The organism is Caulobacter sp. DWP3-1-3b2 (assembly GCF_049896325.1).
In the GTDB taxonomy this organism is placed as follows: domain Bacteria; phylum Pseudomonadota; class Alphaproteobacteria; order Caulobacterales; family Caulobacteraceae; genus Caulobacter.
The window spans coordinates 20,221-37,502 of sequence record NZ_JAFCUB010000005.1 but is presented as its reverse complement, the minus strand read 5'-3'; the positions used below and the strand labels follow the sequence as shown (position 1 = coordinate 37,502).

17 protein-coding genes are annotated in these 17,282 nt (G+C 67.3%); 14 read left to right on the top strand and 3 right to left on the bottom strand.

Features of this window, described 5'->3' with window-relative positions:
* The first annotated feature begins 74 nt into the window (after positions 1-74).
* Positions 75-791 carry a UTRA domain-containing protein gene (locus tag ACP7AG_RS05145; RefSeq protein ID WP_426030029.1) on the top strand — a complete coding sequence of 239 codons (717 nt, stop codon included), beginning with the start codon at positions 75-77 and terminating at the stop codon, positions 789-791.
* Between the two features lie 91 nt (positions 792-882).
* The gene (locus ACP7AG_RS05140) at positions 883-2,205 is read left to right on the top strand and encodes a DUF5690 family protein (RefSeq protein WP_426030028.1); all 1,323 of its coding nucleotides are present in this window, start codon (positions 883-885) and stop codon (positions 2,203-2,205) included.
* A gap of 590 nt (positions 2,206-2,795) precedes the next feature.
* Here the strand turns inward: ACP7AG_RS05140 and ACP7AG_RS05135 are convergent.
* Positions 2,796-3,182: a neutral zinc metallopeptidase gene (locus tag ACP7AG_RS05135; RefSeq protein ID WP_426030026.1), complete on the bottom strand. Its 387-nt coding sequence runs from the start codon at positions 3,180-3,182 to the stop codon at positions 2,796-2,798.
* 343 nt (positions 3,183-3,525) lie between these two features.
* Here ACP7AG_RS05135 and ACP7AG_RS05130 point away from each other — a divergent pair, with 343 nt between their 5' ends.
* Together ACP7AG_RS05130 and ACP7AG_RS05125 are read left to right on the top strand one after the other, a co-directional pair.
* Positions 3,526-4,494, top strand: a complete 969-nt coding sequence (locus ACP7AG_RS05130) for a TonB-dependent receptor domain-containing protein (RefSeq protein WP_426030024.1) — start codon at positions 3,526-3,528, stop codon at positions 4,492-4,494.
* 160 nt (positions 4,495-4,654) lie between these two features.
* A complete protein-coding gene (locus ACP7AG_RS05125; protein ID WP_426030022.1) occupies positions 4,655-6,574 on the top strand; it encodes a DUF4394 domain-containing protein in 1,920 nt (639 codons plus the stop codon).
* Positions 6,575-6,612: 38 nt separating this feature from the next.
* On the opposite strand, the gene ACP7AG_RS05120 is transcribed toward ACP7AG_RS05125, so the two are convergent.
* Both ACP7AG_RS05120 and ACP7AG_RS05115 read right to left on the bottom strand, forming a co-directional pair.
* Positions 6,613-7,095: a hypothetical protein gene (locus ACP7AG_RS05120; RefSeq protein ID WP_426030020.1), complete on the bottom strand. Its 483-nt coding sequence runs from the start codon at positions 7,093-7,095 to the stop codon at positions 6,613-6,615.
* Positions 7,092-7,673: a HupE/UreJ family protein gene (locus tag ACP7AG_RS05115; RefSeq protein ID WP_426030019.1), complete on the bottom strand. Its 582-nt coding sequence runs from the start codon at positions 7,671-7,673 to the stop codon at positions 7,092-7,094. The genes ACP7AG_RS05120 and ACP7AG_RS05115 overlap by 4 nt, the downstream gene beginning before the upstream one ends.
* Before the next feature lie 140 nt (positions 7,674-7,813).
* Here ACP7AG_RS05115 and ACP7AG_RS05110 point away from each other — a divergent pair, with 140 nt between their 5' ends.
* The 10 genes from ACP7AG_RS05110 (at position 7,814) to virB11 (ending at position 17,223) form a co-directional block, all read left to right on the top strand.
* On the top strand, positions 7,814-8,626 hold the full coding sequence (locus tag ACP7AG_RS05110; protein WP_426030018.1) for a DUF4198 domain-containing protein: 813 nt from the start codon (positions 7,814-7,816) through the stop codon (positions 8,624-8,626).
* A gap of 130 nt (positions 8,627-8,756) precedes the next feature.
* A complete protein-coding gene (locus tag ACP7AG_RS05105; protein ID WP_426030016.1) occupies positions 8,757-9,323 on the top strand; it encodes a lytic transglycosylase domain-containing protein in 567 nt (188 codons plus the stop codon).
* A 5-nt stretch (positions 9,324-9,328) separates the two neighbouring features.
* The gene (locus tag ACP7AG_RS05100) at positions 9,329-9,667 is read left to right on the top strand and encodes a TrbC/VirB2 family protein (RefSeq protein WP_426011689.1); all 339 of its coding nucleotides are present in this window, start codon (positions 9,329-9,331) and stop codon (positions 9,665-9,667) included.
* Between the two features lie 3 nt (positions 9,668-9,670).
* Positions 9,671-9,955, top strand: a complete 285-nt coding sequence (locus tag ACP7AG_RS05095; protein ID WP_426011688.1) for a type IV secretion system protein VirB3 — start codon at positions 9,671-9,673, stop codon at positions 9,953-9,955.
* 4 nt (positions 9,956-9,959) lie between these two features.
* Positions 9,960-12,350 (top strand): VirB4 family type IV secretion/conjugal transfer ATPase, encoded by a 2,391-nt coding sequence (locus ACP7AG_RS05090; protein WP_426011687.1) that lies wholly within the window; start codon positions 9,960-9,962, stop codon positions 12,348-12,350.
* Positions 12,350-13,525: a type IV secretion system protein gene (locus ACP7AG_RS05085; protein ID WP_426011686.1), complete on the top strand. Its 1,176-nt coding sequence runs from the start codon at positions 12,350-12,352 to the stop codon at positions 13,523-13,525. The genes ACP7AG_RS05090 and ACP7AG_RS05085 overlap by 1 nt, the downstream gene beginning before the upstream one ends.
* Positions 13,522-14,259 carry a virB8 family protein gene (locus ACP7AG_RS05080; RefSeq protein ID WP_426030014.1) on the top strand — a complete coding sequence of 246 codons (738 nt, stop codon included), beginning with the start codon at positions 13,522-13,524 and terminating at the stop codon, positions 14,257-14,259. Before ACP7AG_RS05085 ends, ACP7AG_RS05080 begins: the two co-directional genes overlap by 4 nt.
* Positions 14,256-15,044 (top strand): TrbG/VirB9 family P-type conjugative transfer protein, encoded by a 789-nt coding sequence (locus tag ACP7AG_RS05075; protein ID WP_426030012.1) that lies wholly within the window; start codon positions 14,256-14,258, stop codon positions 15,042-15,044. The genes ACP7AG_RS05080 and ACP7AG_RS05075 overlap by 4 nt, the downstream gene beginning before the upstream one ends.
* Positions 15,044-16,219: a type IV secretion system protein VirB10 gene (virB10, locus tag ACP7AG_RS05070; protein ID WP_426030010.1), complete on the top strand. Its 1,176-nt coding sequence runs from the start codon at positions 15,044-15,046 to the stop codon at positions 16,217-16,219. Before ACP7AG_RS05075 ends, virB10 begins: the two co-directional genes overlap by 1 nt.
* Entirely contained in the window at positions 16,216-17,223 is a 1,008-nt protein-coding gene (gene virB11 / locus ACP7AG_RS05065) for a P-type DNA transfer ATPase VirB11 (RefSeq protein ID WP_426030009.1), read from the top strand. Before virB10 ends, virB11 begins: the two co-directional genes overlap by 4 nt.
* Positions 17,224-17,282 lie beyond the last annotated feature (59 nt).

The following is a 17,282-nucleotide window of genomic DNA, read 5'->3' as shown; positions in this document are numbered from 1 at the left end:
CAGTTCCTTGACCCCGGAGGGGCGCCCTCCCATCATCGGCCGTGGCGGGATTCGACCGCTGGCCAGGTCGTCCCATGCAACAGCCCGATCTCCAGTATATCGGCGTGCGTGACGACATCGCCGCGCGCATCGCCGGTAGCGAGTTCAAGCCGGGTGAGCGCCTGCCGTCCGAGCGCCAGATGCAGATCGGCGGCGGTGTGGCGCGCGGCACCATCCGCGAGGCGTTGTTCCAACTGGAGGCTGAGGGGGTCATCTACCGCAAGGACCGCAGCGGCTGGTATGTCTCGCCGCCACCGGTCGTCTACGACCCGACCCGCTGGGAAGGCTTCATGTCCTATGTCGAGGCGCAGGGGCGGCGGCCGGAGACGGAGACGCTGAGCAAGGTTGAGATCGCTTGCGACGACATGCTGGCGCAGATCTTTTCACGCCCCGTGGGTGCGCCGATGTACTGGATTCGCCGGCGGCGCTCGATCGACGGCCGGGCTGTGCTGATCGAGAGCATCATCGTCGATGCGTCCCTGGCGCCGGGCCTGGTGGAACACGATTTAGACGGCTCGCTGACCAGCGTCCTGAAATCGGTCTATGGCATAGGCGTGGCGCGCAACAAGGTCGACATGCAGCCCTGCGCCCTGACCCGCGACGAGGCCGAGGCCCTGCGGGTCAAGTCGGGTTTGCCGGGCCTCAGCGTGATCCGAACCTGCTACGACGCCCAAGGTCGCGTGGTCGAGTTCGACCGCGAACACTGGCGTCACGACGCCTTGAAGGTCAGCGTCGATATCCGCGTGCGGTAGGCTGTGAAAAGGGTGGTTTCGCGCCCGCGACTGCGTCATCTGGCTGTCGCTGATTTGGTATAGACCAAAAAGCTCGATCAAGGGACGTTTCATGATTTCAGGTCCTCGACGCTGGCTGGAGCGAGCCAACCCGCTGGCGTTCACCCTGTTCGCCGGCTTGGCTGGCTTCTGCGCCTATTTCTCGATGTACGCTTTTCGAAAGCCGTTCGCGGCGGCGACCTTCGGCGCGGTCGATGGCTGGGCCTTCGTCCTCGACTACAAGATTGCCCTCGTCCTGGCCCAGGTCGCCGGCTACGCCATATCGAAGATGATCGGCGTCAAGCTGATCTCCGAGATCGGCCCAGCCCGGCGCGGCGTGGCGATCCTGGGCCTGATCGCCTTTTCCTGGCTGGCCCTGGTGCTGTTCGCGATCCTGCCCGCCCCGTGGAACGTTGCGGCCCTGTTCCTCAACGGCCTGCCGCTGGGCCTGATCTGGGGCCTGGTGTTCGGCTACATGGAAGGTCGGCGGGTCTCGGAAGTGCTGGGCGCGATCCTATGCGCCAGCTTCATTCTGTCCTCGGGTGTGGTGAAGTCGGTCGGCAAATGGCTCTTGGTCGTGGAGCATGTCAGCCCCTTCTGGATGCCGGCCGCCACCGGCCTGCTGTTCATGCCGTTACTGGCCGTGTCGGTGTGGGCCCTGACCCAACTGCCGCCGCCCAACGCCGCCGACGAGGCCGCCCGGGTCCGCCGCCAGCCGATGGACGGGGCGCAGCGCCGGGCGTTCTTCGCCACCTATGCGCCGGGCCTGGTGCTGCTGGTCCTGGCCTATGTGCTGCTGACCGCGTTCCGCGACTTCCGCGACAATTTCGCCGCCGAGATCTGGGCCGCGATGGGCTTTGGCCAGGCCTCGGACGTGTTTACGGCCAGCGAGTTGCCGGTCGCGGTCATCACCCTGGGCGTCATGGCCGCCGTGATCCTGGTGCGCGACAATCTGAGAGCCTTGCTGGTGATGCACGGCGTCATCCTCGCGGGCTTTGTTCTGCTGGGCGTCTCGACCCTGGCCTTCCAGGCTCACCTGCTGTCGCCCCTGGTCTGGATGATCCTGACGGGCGCGGGCCTCTACATGGCCTACACGCCGTTCAACGCCATGCTGTTCGACCGGATGATCGCCTTCAGCGGCCAAATCGGCACGGCGGGCTTCCTGATCTACGTGGCCGACGCCTCGGGTTATCTCGGCAGCGTCGCCCTGCTGGTCTGGCGCAACTTCGCCATGGTACGGTTGGACTGGCTCGGCTTCTTCATCGCCAGCGCCTATGCCACCAGCGTTGTCGGCGCGGTCTGCACGGGCCTGGCCGGCGTCTACTTCCTGCGCCGCCGTCCGACACGTGACGCCCATGCTCTGACGACAGCCACCGCCAAGGATGCGCTCGCCTGACGTTGCGACCTGAGTGCTAGTCACCTGCTCGTTGACGAGGGAAGTCACGGCTTCGAGGGGGTTCAGAAGCCATTCCATCAAGGCGCTTTTTCTTGCGTCTTGCGCTGAGCGATTGCTCGTCTCGATAGTTGAGCGGCTGTTCCAGAGGTGGGCCGAGCGTAGCGCGATCGCCTCCGCTTTGATCTGCCGCCGATGCGGGCCAAAGTCGCAACTGATCGATCTTGCGGCGCCCGGGCGCGGTCTGAGCCGCCGGCGATCATCGCCTCGCGGCGGCTATATGAGTGATCGCCTCAAGTCTTGGCGCTCGGTCAACACGTGGACGCGTTGACCGCGGCCAAGCCCCGCTTGAAGGCGACGATCCGGTCGGCGTCGGAACCATGGCGTCGCGCGGCCGCAAGCGATGGTGTCGACAGCCGGCGATGCTTGAGCGTGTAGAGCGTCTGGAAAAGTCGAGGAAGCTGTAGGTCGAGATTGGGCGTCGCGAATAGTTGCGCTCCCTGGGCGGCGCCTTGCCGTGCATTGGCGCGACCCAGCCACCAGCCTGCAGCGCAATCGGCCTGGAGTTCGTAGGCCGGATCTGCAGGACGGATCTAGCGACCCTCGCGCATCTCCAGGAACTGGACGTGGTGGGCAACTTCATGGGCAATCATCAGGGCTGCCAAGGCGTTGCCATCTCTTGGGAAGATCGCGCGAGTTTCCTCCAGTTCGCCGAGATCCAGGGTCACGAGCTCGCCCGGCGAATAGCCGGCCCCGCGCGCGGGGTGGAGGCGAGGAAGGCGGTTGAACATCACCTTGGGCGCGCGGTAGGCGCTTCCCCTAGCGCTGAAGGGTTGAGACCATTCGATCGTCGTGGAGTCGAGGACCTTTCGCGCCAAGACGCTGGCCTCGCCCTCGCTCGTGCCGGCGGCCGGCGGAAGCGTGACGAGCACGAGGAGCAGAGCCAAGCCCGCAGATTTCAAGGCCTTGCGCTGGTCCATGGGCACTCCCTCCACCAAAGCCTATGACAGGACGGCTCACGAATAAAGCCGCGCCGACGCGTCCCAGCGCCGTTGTGAACGTAGGTCCAGGAGTTCATGCGAACGCGGTGGGACCTCTGATGCTAATGCGCCTCGCGCTGATGACGGCGGTTCTCGCTGCGGCCCCAACCTGGGTGGCCGCCAGTGAACCGGCGCCGCCCGGTGTGGGGCCGGCCGCGGCGGCAGTCAGTTTGAACAGGTCGACGATCGCCGCATCTACGGGTTCGAGGTTTCGCAGCAGTGGGAGCTTGGCGCCGATCGCTGGCGGGCCGGGGTCGATGGGCGCTACGACGACATCCGCCAAGTGGGCCTTTTTCACGCCCGCGCGCGCCAGCGTCTCAATCTGGTTCGCGACGACCGCGTCAAGGAAGGCAGCGTCGGCCTGTTTGTAGCCAACGATCACCGGTTCAACGACAAGCTACGCAGCTATGTCGGACTGCGCTACGACCACTATAACTTCGACGTCGGGTCCGAGCCCCTTGCGGCCAATTCCGGCCAAGCTGAAGACGGCAAGGCGTCAATCAAGGCCAGCCTGGTCTACAAGCCGGTCGCGCCGCTGGAGCTTTATGCCAGCTATGGCCAAGGCTTCCATTCCAACGACGCGCGGGGCGTCACCATCACCGTCGATCCCGTCAGCGGCGATCCGGCCCAGCCCGTCACGCCGCTGGTTCGCTCGGTTGGCGGCGAGGTCGGTGCGCGGGTCTATCTGGGCGACCGCCTGCAAGCCACCGCGGCGGTCTGGACCCTGCAGCTGGATTCCGAGCTGCTCTTTGTCGGGGACGCTGGCAATACCGAGGTCAGCCGGCCCAGCCGTCGCGGCGGTGTCGAGCTCGATCTCTACTATTTCCCCGCCAAGGCGGTGAACGCCAATCTTGAAGTTTCATATTCGGGCGCCAGGTTTCGCGATAGCGACCCGGTCGGGGACAAGATTCCCGCATTCATTCCCCTGGTCGTCAGCGCCGGGGTCTCGGCAAAGTCGGGAACGGGCTGGCTGGCCAGCGCCCAGGTCCGCTATTTCAGCCCCTATCCGCTGATCGAGGACGAGAGCGTCAAGTCCACCGGCTCGGGCTTGGTCAATGTCCGAGTGGGGCGCGATCTCAAGCGTCTCGGACTGTATGTTGACGTGCTCAATGTGCTCGACAGCAACGATCACGATGTCGACTACTATCACGCCTCACGGCTGGCCGGCGAACCTACCGAGGGCGTCGAGGACGTCCATTACCACGTGTTCCAGCCTCGCAGCGTGCGGGCCAGCCTCCGTTATCGCTTCTGATCTGTGCCTTTCGCGCTGTGGCGCGAATGGCACAGATCAGGATTCGTGGCTGCGTCCGTCGTCCGCAGGCGAGGCGCCCCCGTAGCCCCTAAGGACCGCGGCCCCTGGGGCGGGGTTCAGGATGGGCGGTCCAGCTCCGCCCGGGGACAGGGAGCCCATCATGAAAATCAACTTCGGCCGCCTCGCCGCGGCGCTTCTCGCCACCACGTCGCTTTGTTCGGGAGCCGCCCGCGCGGCGGACCTCAATGTCATCGGCGCCGGAAGCACGCTGATCACCTTCGACAGCGCCACGCCTGGGACCTTTCGCAACACCCGCGCCCTGACGGGCCTGCGCGCCGGCGAAACCCTGATCGGCATCGACGCGCGCCCTGCCTCGCCGCGCATGTTGTTTGGCCTGGGCAGCGGCGGCCAGCTCTATGTGATCAATCGCAACACCGCCCAGGCTTTCGCCGTCGGCGCGCCGATCACCTTGACCGGAACGGCGGTCGGCTTCGACTTCAACCCCTCGGTCGATCGCATCCGGGTCGTGACCAACCTGGGTCAGAACCTGCGGCTCAATCCCGACACCGGCGCCATCGCCGCCACGGACGCGACGGTGGCCGGTGGCGTGCTGGGCGCGGCCTACAGCAACAACATCGCCGGCGGCACGCCGACCACGCTCTATGTGATCACGCCGGACGGCCTCTTGGCCACCCAGGGCAGCCCTGGCGGCGCGCCGGTGTCGCCCAATAGCGGAACCCTGATCGCGGTCGGCGCCTTGGGCTATACGACCAACTCGTCAGTGGGCTTCGACATCTCCTCGACCGGCCAGGCGCTGGCCACCCTGACCAACCCCGCCTCGGGGGTCACCAGCCTCTACAGCATCAATCTGGCCACCGGCGTCGCCACGCCCGTGGGCGCCTTGTCGGGCGCGACGACCTATGGCGGCCTGACCTTCGCCCCAACGCCGTTTGCTCAGTTGGGCGTGACGGCCAACCAGAGCGCCGTCGGCGCCACCCTGGACAATTTCGCCGCCGCGCCCACAGCGGGTCTGGTCGAGCTGTTCAACGCCCTTGACCCTAGCCCCACCGGGACCTCGGCCGGTTTGGCCGCCCTCACTCCGGCCAGCTATGTCAATCTTCCCGAAATCGGACGCGTGTCGGCCCAGGCCCAGGACACCGCCGTTTCGAACCATCTGCGCAATGTCCGGGGGGGCGATAACCTCGGCGCCGGTGGCATGACCACGAGCGACGGCGGCAAGCTGGGCATGTTCTTTGACGCGCGCGTCAGCACGACGGAGTATGACGCCGCCTTCGAGCGGTCGCAGGCCAAGCTCAACTCGGCCAATTTCGTGCTGGGCGTTGACTACGCCCTTACCCCCGCCCTCGTGATCGGCGCGTTTGGCGGCTACACCGACGGATCCGCCAAGCTCGACGCCCAGGGCGGTCACGCCGACAGCGAAGGCGCATTCGGCGGCGTCTACGGCTCGTTCGGTTTCGCCAGCCGCTTCTATGTCGACGGTTTCGCCAGCTACACCGACGCGGACCTGGACCTTCGCCGGCAAGTGCTGATCGGACCCGGGTATGCGGGCGTGAATACGGCGAGCACCAAGCTGAAGACGACAGCGGCCGCCCTGACGGCCGGCGCAACCTACGACATGATGGGTTTCCAGGTTGAGCCCTTCGTTGGCCTGCACTATTCGCGCAGTAAGGTCGACGACTTCAATGAACAGGGCAGCAGCAGCGCCTTGGCGGTCGACGAGTTCGCCGGAGAGGCCTTCGAAAGCCAGCTGGGCGTCAAGCTTGCAAGCGTGTTCGAGGCGGGCGGCGCGACGCTGAAGCCTGAGTTCCGCATCGCCTGGGTCCACGACTTCAACGATGACGATTTCGGCGAGACCCTCTACGCCACGGTGCAGCAGCCGGGCCTGGCGCCCTTCGCCTTCCGCTCGACCGCTGTCGATGACGCCGACGCCGCGCTCGTCGGGGCGGGGCTTAGCGTGCTGTCCTCGGATCGCTTCGCGGTGCGCGTCGACTACAGCGGTCGGTTCAGCGAAGAGACGACGCAACATGGCCTGGCGATGACGGTGAAATACGCCTTCTAGGCCTGAGATGACCGCCGCCTCCGGAACGGGGGCGGCGGCTATTCCATGTGGTCGGCCTGGTAGCCTGGCGTGGGCACAAGCGGTAGGCTGGCGGCGAGAACCGACACGGCGATCAGCCAGCTTGCGACGACCTTGAGCACGATCCGCCGCCCGCTCCGAACCAACCACGCGCCCGGCACGCACAGCAGGACGACCGGCAGCGCCTTGATCAGGTCTAGGCGCGAGCCGGCGACAGCGATGACCAACCCGGCCCACAAACCGCTATTGATCCCCAGCGCCAGGGCCAGCCGTGGTCCGACGCCTCCGGGCAGATGCACGGCCGCGGCGGCGATTACCACGCTGATCCAGCAGCCCAGAAACACCGCCTCTCGCCACGCGACCGCCTGGGTGGCCAGGCTGGCCAGCGCCGCCACGACGATCAGAGCGACGATGGCCGACCACCGCGCGCGCGCCGGTGCGAAGGAGAGGGCAAAGGCGAGGGCCGCGCAGAGCAGGGCTGGGGGAAGCGCGCCGCCCCTCACGACATGATCGCCGCATAGAGAAAGCCCAGGCCGGCCAGGCCGATCAGCCCGCCCACGGCCCGGGTGATCACGACACCGCCGCGAACCTTGTGCAGCATGCCCAGGCCGATGCCGACCACGTGCAGCAAGCCCGTGGACAGCACGAAGCCCACGCTGTAGCCGATCGGGTCGGCGGCCGAAGGCAGCTCCTTGCCGTGCGCGTAGCCATGGAAGATCGCGAATACCGCGACGATGAGGGCGGCGGCCCAAACCGGCGCACGGATCCCGCCCGCGATGAGTACGCCCAGGGTCACGACGGAGAGCGCGATGCCGAACTCCACCGGCGGGATCGGTACATTGGCCATCCCCAGCATCGCGCCGAACGCCATCACGGTCGGGAAGATCACCGGCAGGGCGACGATCAGCGGTCGCCCCAGAAACGCGCCCCATAGGCCGACGGCCACCATGGCCAGCATGTGATCGAAGCCGCTGAGCGGATGCAGGAAGCCCGACAGGAAGCCGCCGGCCAGGCCCGTGCCGCTATGGGCCAGGGCCGGCTGCGCGAAAAACAGGGCGCCGAAGAAGATCGTCGTGGCCATTGAAACCTTTATGGGAGGCGCGCCGTACATCTGTTGTTCCCCAATGACGTCCGGAAACGCCCATGCCGAATTCGACGGTCTCATCGCCTGCACCCAACTACGGCCGCAGGGTGCGATCGGATGCCAAGCCGCGTTCAAGCATGCGCTTTTCCGGCGCGGCCTTGGTGGTGGCCTTGGCGTGGGCCTCTGGCGGCGTGGCGCTGGCGCACGACTTTTGGCTGCAACCGACCAACTTCCGGGTGGCGGCGGGGCAATCGACCCCGGTCTCGATCCAGGTCGGCCACGGTCAGGCGCGCCAGCGCTGGGTCAGCAGCGACCGGGTGGTGACGTTGCGCGACATCGGACCAAAAGGGATCGCCGATCGACGTCCCGAATTGATCCGAGCCGGCGCGCAAGACATGTCGCTGGCCTTCGCTGCGCCCGGGCTACACATTCTCGCCCTGGAGACCAACCACGCCGACAGCGATCTGCCGGCCATCCGGTTCAACGACTACGCCAAGGCCGAGGGACTGACCGCGGCTCTTCAAACGCGACAGGCTCAAGGCAAGACCGACGCGCCAGGCCGCGAGATCTACAGCCGCCGCGCCAAGGCTCTGGTGCTGGTCGGCGCGCCTCTGCCCGGCGACGACGCCCGGGTCACCAAGCCCCTGGGACTGACGCTGGAAATCGTGCCCGAGCGCAATCCCTACGCGCTGAAACCCGGCGAGCCCCTGCCTGTTCGGGTCCTTTACGAGGGCCGACCGTTGGCGGGCGCCACGGTGAAGCTCACCAATCTCGATTTTGACATGCGGCCTCTGGCGGTTAAGCAGACCGACAGCGCCGGCCGCGCCGCCTTCGACGTGCCGCTGAGGGGACTGTGGCTACTCAACGTGATCTGGACCAAGCCGATCAAGGATCCGCGCGGCGATTTGGACACCACCTTCTCCAGCCTCAGCTTTGGCTTCCCGCGCTAGACACCCGCTACGGACTTATTTTTCGAGGGCTGAAACTCTAGGCCTTCGTCGCCGTATCTCGAATGAGCGGGGCTGTGAGGGATCTATGGCGGGACCATCGGCGAGCGGCCAGACGCGGCGATGGCGTCGGATGAGCGCCGTGATCGTCGTGACGGCTCTGACTATGGCAGCTCAAGCCGCCAAGGCCCAGGTCCTGGAGATCAGCGCCGACGGCGCCGTGACCACCTATGATCGGCCGTCGCAATTTCTCAGCGAAGGGGCGACGCCCCTGAACCGGCAGACGGCGACAACCTCTGGCGCCAAGTCGTCGGTGACCGCCCTGACCGGGGCGGCCGACGCGGTTGGCCTGAGCGCGGATCTTGTGGAGGCGGTGGCCTGGCGGGAGTCCCGGCTGCGGCCTCGCGTCGTGTCGAGCGCCGGGGCCGTGGGCGAGATGCAGCTGATGCCGGGAACCGCGCGCGCTTTAGGCGTGGATCCCTATGACACGGCGCAAAACTATTTCGGCGGCGCGAAGTACCTCAACCAGATGCTCCAGCGTTATGACGGCGACATCGTCAGGGCGCTGGCCGCCTACAACGCTGGCCCCGGCGCGGTCGATCGCTACGGCGGTTTGCCGCCCTTCAAGGAAACCCGCGCCTATGTTGCGGCGATCATGGACTGGCTCAGCCAACGGGCTGAAGCCGACGATGGAAGATGAGATTCATGGCGGGTGACCACAGACATGCGGCGCGTTCTGCAGCCATGGCGGCCTTGGCGATGGTCGCGACCAGCGTGGCCAGCGTCGCTCATGCGCAGTCGATGCAGCTTGACCCGGCCGGGTCCAGCCCGATCCTGTCGGCGGTCAACTGGCTGCAAGGCACCTTGCTCGGTAATGTCGCCACGGCCCTGGCGGTCTTGGCAGTCGGGGCGACCGGCCTGATGATGCTGACCGGCCGCATCGACTGGAAGCGCGGCGCCACGGTGATCCTGGGCTGTTTCATCGTGTTCGGAGCGGCGGCCATCGTCGCCGGTATCCAGTCCGTCTCCAGCGGCGTCGGCTAGGTCATGGCGCAGCTCGAACGCGAGCCGGTGTTCGGCGCCCTGACCCGGCCGCAGATGTTCGCCGGCGTCACCTACAGCTATTTCGTGCTCAACGCCGTGGTGACGATGGAGCTGTTCCTGATCACCAAGTCGTTCTGGGTGCTTTTGGCGGCCCTGGTCATCCACGCGATCGGCTATGTCGGCTGCCTGAAGGAGCCACGCTTCTTCGACTTGTGGCTGATCAAGCTCAGCCGCTGTCCTCGGGTGCGCAACCACGCCTTCTGGCGCTGCAATTCCTATTCGGCCTGAGCCGATGACCGTCGCGCTCAATCGCCTGACCGGCAAGCCTGACCCCAAACGCGAACAGGCGGCGGGGGCGCGCCTGCCCTATGCCCGCCACGTCGACGACTCCACGATCGAGACCCGAGACGGGCGGCTGATCCAGGTGTTGCACCTGAAAGGCTTTTCCTTCGAGACCGCCGACACTGACGAGCTGAACTATCGCAAGACGGTGCGCGAGACGATGCTGCGCGGCGTCGCCAATTCCCGCTTCGCCCTCTACCACCACATCATCCGCCGACAGGTGGACGCGCAGATCGACGGGGTGTTCGAAGACCCGTTCACGCGGTCGTTGGACGAGGCCTGGCGGGCCAAGCTCGACAGCCGCAAGCTCTATGTCAACGAGCTGTTCCTGACCCTGGTGCGCCGGCCCTTGCAGGGCAAGGTCGGTTGGCTGCAGGAATTGTTCTCGGGTTTGCGCGGGGCAGGCGACAAGACCGAGGCCGTCGCCTCGGCGGCCCGCGACCTGGGCGCCCTGAACGCGGCGCGCGACACGCTGCTGGCGGCCCTGTCCCCCTATGGCGCGCGGCTGCTGACGGCCTATGACGGGCCACAGGGCCTGTGCTCGGAGCCGTTGGAATTCCTGTCGCTGCTGTTCAACGGCGAGACCCGGCCGGTGCGAATTCCCAACGCCGACCTGGGCCTCTATCTGCCCTATCGGCGGATCAGTTTCGGGGCCGACGCCATCGAGATGGCGCCTGCCGGCCCTATGGGCGCCAGCTTCGCGGCCATGGTCTCCGTGAAGGATTATCCCGGCCAGACCGCGCCGGGCATGCTCGACGATCTTTTGCGGCTGCCCCACGAGATGGTGCTGACCGAAAGCTTTGGCTTCGTCGACCGGCAGATGACCCTGGACCGCATGAACCTGGCGCTGCGTCGCATGCGGGCCGCCGACGACGAAGCCCTCAGCCTGCGCCGCGACCTGATCACCGCCAAGGACGACGTCTCGGCTGGCCGCTCGGCCTTCGGCGAGCATCACCTGACCGTGATGGTCAAGGCAGACGGCTTGACGGCGTTGAACGAGGCCGCCGCCGACGTGCAATCGGCCTTCACCGAGCTAGGGATCATCGCTGTCCGCGAAGACGTCAATCTGGAGCCGGCCTTCTGGGCGCAGTTCCCCGGCAACTTCAAGGACATTGCTCGGCGCGCCCTGATCTCCAGTGGCAATTTCGCCGGCCTGGCCAGCTGCCACAACTTCCCGGTGGGCCAGGCCGACGGCAACCACTGGGGTCCGGCGATCACCGCCTTGGAGACCACCTCGGCCGGGCCCTACTATTTCAACTTCCACAAGGGCGACCTGGGCAATTTCACTGTCATTGGCCCGTCGGGCTCGGGTAAGACCGTGGTCATGGCCTTCCTGCTGGCCCAGGCCCAGAAGGTCTCGCCGCGCACCATCTATTTCGACAAGGACCGCGGGGCCGAGATCTTCCTGCGGGCCATCGGCGGCCGCTATGACGTGCTGCGTCCGGGCCAGCCGACGGGGCTGAACCCGCTGCTGCTGGCCGACGACCCGATCAATCGCAAGTTCCTGGCCGACTGGACCGCCAAGCTGCTGACCTCGCGCGGCGAGCTTCTCGACGCCGAGGATGTCGCCCGCATCGCCGAGGCGGTCGACGCCAATTTCGAGCAGCCCGCGCAATATCGTCGCCTGCGCCACTTCGCCGAACTGTTCCGCGGCGGGCGCCGGCCGACGGTCAGCGACCTGGCCTCGCGCCTGGCCCCCTGGCACGGGTCGGGCGACTACGCCTGGCTGTTCGACAATGCCGAGGATGGCCTGGACCTGGAGGCGCGGACCATCGGGTTCGACATGACCCAGATCCTCGACGATCCAGCCGCCCGCACTCCGGCCATGATGTACCTGTTCCACCGGGTCGAGCAGCGTCTGGACGGCAGCCCGTCGATCATCGTCATCGACGAGGGCTGGAAAGCCTTGGACGACGATGTGTTCGTGGCGCGGATCAAGGACTGGGAAAAGACTATCCGCAAGCGCAACGGCATCATCGGCTTTGCCACCCAGAGCGCCCAGGACGCCCTGTCGAGCAAGATCGCCAGCGCCATCATCGAGCAGGCCGCCACCCAGATCTTCATGGTCAATCCCAAGGCCCAGGAAGTGGACTATTGCGGCGGCTTTGGCCTGACGTCGCACGAGTTCGACCTGGTGCGCACCCTGCCCGACACCGCCCACTGTTTCCTGATCAAGCACGGCAATGACAGCGTCGTGGCGCGGCTGAACCTGTCGGGCATGCCAGACCTGCTGATGGTGCTGTCGGGGCGCGAGGCCAGCGTGCGGCGGCTGGACGCCCTGCGCGGCGAGGTCGGCGACGCGCCGGCCGACTGGCTGCCGCGCCTGCTGGAGCGGGCGTGATGGCTGGCGCCTGTCCTGTTCCAAAGGCGGACGATCCGCTGGTCACCAGCCTGCTGCAGGTGGTCGACTGCAATGTGCGCGGCCTGGTCGAGAGCAGCTACGGCGCGCTGTTCGCGCCAACCGGCGGCCTTGGCGGATTGCTGACCGCGCTGCTCACCATTTTCGTCGCGCTGTTTGGCTACCAGTTGCTGCTGGGTCGCGCGCAACTGCGCATCAGCGACCTGGCCATGACAATGATCAAGCTGGGCGCCGTGCTGGCCCTGACCACCCAGTGGAGCACCTATCAGACGGTGGTCTACGCCTTCCTGTTTGACGGTCCCCGGGCGATCGCCAACGCCATGCTGGGCGGCGGAGACGCCCAGGGCGCCGCGCCGCAAGTCGATGTGTTCGCGCGGCTGCAACAGACCTTCGACCTGCTTCAGGTCTATGCCGCCGAATATGCCAAACAGGCTCCGGGCACGGCCTCACCCTTGATCGGCGGCGCGGGCTTCGGAGCCTTTGGCCTGACGGCGGCGTCGGCCATCCTGCTGCTCTCCAGCCTGGGCGTGCTGCTGGCGGCCAAGATCGTGCTGGGCCTGTTGCTGGCCCTGGGGCCGATCTTCATCGCCCTGCTGCTTTTCGACACGACGCGGGGCGTGTTCGAGGGCTGGCTCCGCGCCAGCCTGGCCTTCGCCTTCGCGCCCCTGGCCATCGTGCTGCTGCTGGGCGTGGCCCTGACCCTGATCGAGCCCAGCCTGTTGCAGCTGGCCGAGGTGATCGCTCGTAAGCAATATCCGCTGGGGCCGGTCTATGGCGTGCTGGTCCTGGCCCTGGTGTTCGCCGGTGTCGCCGTCGGCGCCCTGATCGCCGGCGCGATGATCGCCAACGGCCTTCGATTACCACGGGCCCGCAAGGCGCCGACGCCCTCGGACCAGGCGGCCACGAACGCCAATGCTGATGTCATCGTCAGCCAGCCACGCGCGGTGCGCATCGCCGCTGCCGCTGCCGCCCTTGACCGCCGGGACATCCAGATGATGGCCAGCGATGGCGCCAGCACGGACCGGCGGACCTCGGTCACGACGGTGATCGATCGCGGCGCCGCGCCGACCTTCGCCGCCGAGCCCCGGCTTGGCCAGGCCCCCCGACGTAACGCCAGCCCGCGACGCATCCGCGCCGGCGGCAGGAGCGCGCGATGAACGATTTCTCCCCCGGCAAGACGCCCTTCAAGGGGCGGCAGGCGGCTTATGATCAGGCCGCCTCGTGGGCGTCCGACATTCATGGCAGCCTGCGCGCCTCGCGGCGCGTGGCCTGGATCATCGCGGCGGCCGCGGTCGCGGTGGCGGTCCTGGAGGCCGTGGCCATCGCCCTGATGGCGCCCCTCAAGACCGTCGTGCCCTACACCATCGTCGTCGATCGCCAGACCGGCTATGTCGAGACCTCACGGGGCCTGCAGACCGGCCCTCTGACCCAGAACGCCGCCGTCACCCAGGCCTTTGTCGTGCAATATGTGCTAGCGCGCGAGACCTTCGACGCCACCGATCTGCGCGAGAACTATCGCAAGGTCACCCTGTGGTCCGCCGGCTCGGCCCGCGCCCAGTATCAGCTGGGCCTGGACCGCAAGACGCCATCCAGCCCGCTGAATCTCTATCCGGCGACCACGATCCTCAGCACACAGATCAAGAGCGTGTCGCTGATGAGCCCGACAACGGCCCTGGTGCGGTTTGACACCCTGCGGCGCGACTCCGGGGCGATCATGGGTGAGCAACGATCCTATGCGGCGGTGATGACCTTCCGCTACAGCGGCGCGCCGATGAAAATGGGCGATCGGTTCCTCAATCCGCTCGGCTTCCAGGTGCTGTCCTATCGCCGCGACGCCGAGGCGACGGCGGCGGGCTCCGTGCGCCTGGACCAGGCGGGCGTTACGCCATGAGGGCGATCCTGATCGCCGCAGTGCTGGCGAGCTTCTCGCCCGTGGCGGCGCAAGCGGTACAGGCGCCCAGGCCCGGCGCCACCGACCCGCGCATCCGCACGGTGATGTACGACCCCGATCAGGTCGTCTCGCTGCGCGGCTTCTTCGGCTACCAGATGATGCTGGAGTTCGCACCCGGCGAGCGGATCGAGAATGTCTCGATCGGCGACGCGCTTGCGTGGCAGGTCACCCCCAATCGCAAGGCCAACCTGCTGTTTATCAAACCCGTTGAGGCGGCGGCCCCCACCAACATGACGGTCGTCACCGACCAGCGACGCTACAGTTTCGAGATGGTGGCGCGAAAGGCGACCGGCCCCAGGCAGGCCGACATGGCCTATGTGGTGCGTTTTCTGTACCCCCTGGAGACCGTGGCCGTCGGTGTCGAGCCGCCGCCGCCTCCGCCGCCCGAGCGTCGCAACACGGCCTATACCTATACCGGCTCACGCGCGGCCCTGCCGTCTCTGGTGTTCGACGACGGCCGCTTCACCTATTTCCAGTGGGCCGAAGGTGTGTCGACGCCGGCCCTGTTCCTATTGTCCGCCGACGGCTCCGAAAGCATCGTCAACTACAGCGTTCGCGACGGCTTTCAGGTCGTTGAACAGTTGGCGCCGCGCTTCCAGCTGCGCAACGGCAAGGATGTGACCACGGTGATCAACGGCGCCTGGCGCGAGCCCTCGGCCGGCGCCGACGCGCCCAGGCCCAACGACGCCAAGACCGCGCGCGCCGCCGCCGGCGGGAGGCCCTGATGGTGGACGCGCGCGATCCTCGTCCTCTGCCCAGTGACCAGGAACCGCCGATCGATATCGGCGAGAGCCTGCGTCCGGCCGTGGCGGGGGCGGAAAGCAAGAACGGCTTGTGGCTTGCCCTTGGCGTGGCCGCCATCCTGGCCATCGTCATGTTCGTCTGGCTCAGCGCCCAGCGCGCAGACCGTACGCGCTTGGCGAACGCCCAACTGGGCGCGGCGGGTGTCTCGACGGTGGCGACCATAGATTCCGCGCCGCCGCCGGCCCTGCTGGTCGCCGAGACGGCGGGCCGCGACGCGCTTTTGCCGCCACCGCCGCCCTTGTTGCCTGACACGAGCGCCATCCCCACCCCTGTCGCGGCCGCCTACAACGCCGTGCCGGTGATCATCGGGTCGCCCCCACCCGCGCCGCGCATAGATCCGGGCGTTCATCGTCGCGCCCCCGCGCTGATCGTCGATCTGGCCGAGGGTCCGGCGGGCGGCGCGGGCAACACGACCCTGACCGGACTCGCCGCCGCCGCCCAGGTTAAGCCCGGCGGTCCGACCGGCCCGGCCCTGAACGGCGACGAGGCCTTTGCCCAGCGCGTCGGAGCGATCGAGCCCGAGAGCGCCCAGGCGACCATGCTGCGCAATCCGCAGTCGGTTGTGCCCCAGGGTGCGATGATCCCGGCGGTGCTTGAAACCGCGCTCAGTTCTGATCTCCCAGGCTTCACCCGCGCCGTGGTCAGCCGCGACGTCCGCAGCTTTGATGGCTCGACGGTGCTGATCCCACGCGGTAGCCGGGTCATCGGCCAGTACCGCAGCGGCCTGGCCCAGGGCCAGTCCCGCGCCTTTGTGATCTGGACGCGGATCCTGCGGCCGGACGGCGCCTCGATCCAGATCGCCTCGTCGGGCGCCGATGCGCTGGGCCGGGCGGGCATGGATGGCCAGGTCGATCGGCACTTCTTCCAGCGGTTCGGCGGCGCGATCCTGCTGTCTGTGGTCAATGGCGCGGTGGCGGGTCTTTCGGAGCGCGCCAGCACCCAGATCGTCATCGGCTCCAGCCAGGACGCCGCCAGCCTGGGGGCCTTGGCCCAGCCGGCCAACATCTCGCCGACCATCAAGGTGCCACAAGGCTCGCCGATCCGCATCTTCGTGGCCCGCGACCTGGATTTCTCGCCGGTGGGCGGTGTGCGATGAACGCTCGAGTGGGCGAGCCGCGCGTCTATCTCGACGCCTATCTGCGACCGCTGGCCGAATGGCTGACGCGCGACGACATCACCGACATCCTGATCAACGCGCCTGGCGAAGTCTGGGTGGAGACCATCGGTGGCGGCCTCGAGCGTCACGACGCGCCTGAACTCACCGAAACCGCCCTGTGGCGCCTGGTCACTCAGATCGCCGCCCTGGGCAATCAGGGGATCAGTCGCGAGCATCCACTGCTGGCCGCCAGCCTGCCGGACGGCGCGCGGGTGCAGGTCGCGGCGCCGCCCGCGACGCGTGGACCCATGGCCCTGGCGATCCGCAAGCACGTGGTCACCGACCTGAACATTGACGACTATGCCGCCGCCGGGGCCTTCGATGGCGCGCGCCGGGTCAGCCTGGACGCCCGCGCCACCCTCGACGAGGAACTGCAGGCCTTGCTCGACGCCGACGACATCGCCGCCTTTCTGAAGCTGGCGGTGCGCGGCCGGAAGAACATCATCGTGTCCGGCGGCACCTCGACGGGCAAGACCACCTTCCTCAACGCCCTGGTCAAGGCCATCCCGCGCGACGAGCGGCTGATCCTGATTGAGGACACGGCCGAGGTGCGGCTAGATCGGCCCAACGCCGTCGGCCTGATCGCGGCGCGCGGCGGACAGGGCGAGGCGCGCATCAGTGTCGAGGACCTGCTGCAGGCCTCGCTACGGATGCGGCCCGATCGCATCATCCTGGGTGAACTGCGCGGGGCCGAGGCCTATAGCTTCCTGCGGGCCGTCAATTCGGGTCACCCCGGCTCGATCACCACGGTCCACGCCGACAGTCCGCGCGGCGCCGTCGAGCAGATCGCCCTGATGGTCATGCAAGCCGGCGCGAACTTGGGGCGCGGCGAGATCGTCGACTATGTCGGGGCGGTCATAGACGTTGCGGTGCAGTTGTCGCGACGCGATGGCCGGCGGCTCGTGTCGGAGATTGCTTTCAAGCCCGGCTCGGCTTCGCGCTAAAACCTCGGATAGTTAATACAATCGCGGCGGGGGGGGGGGGGGGGGCGCCGCCGCGGGGG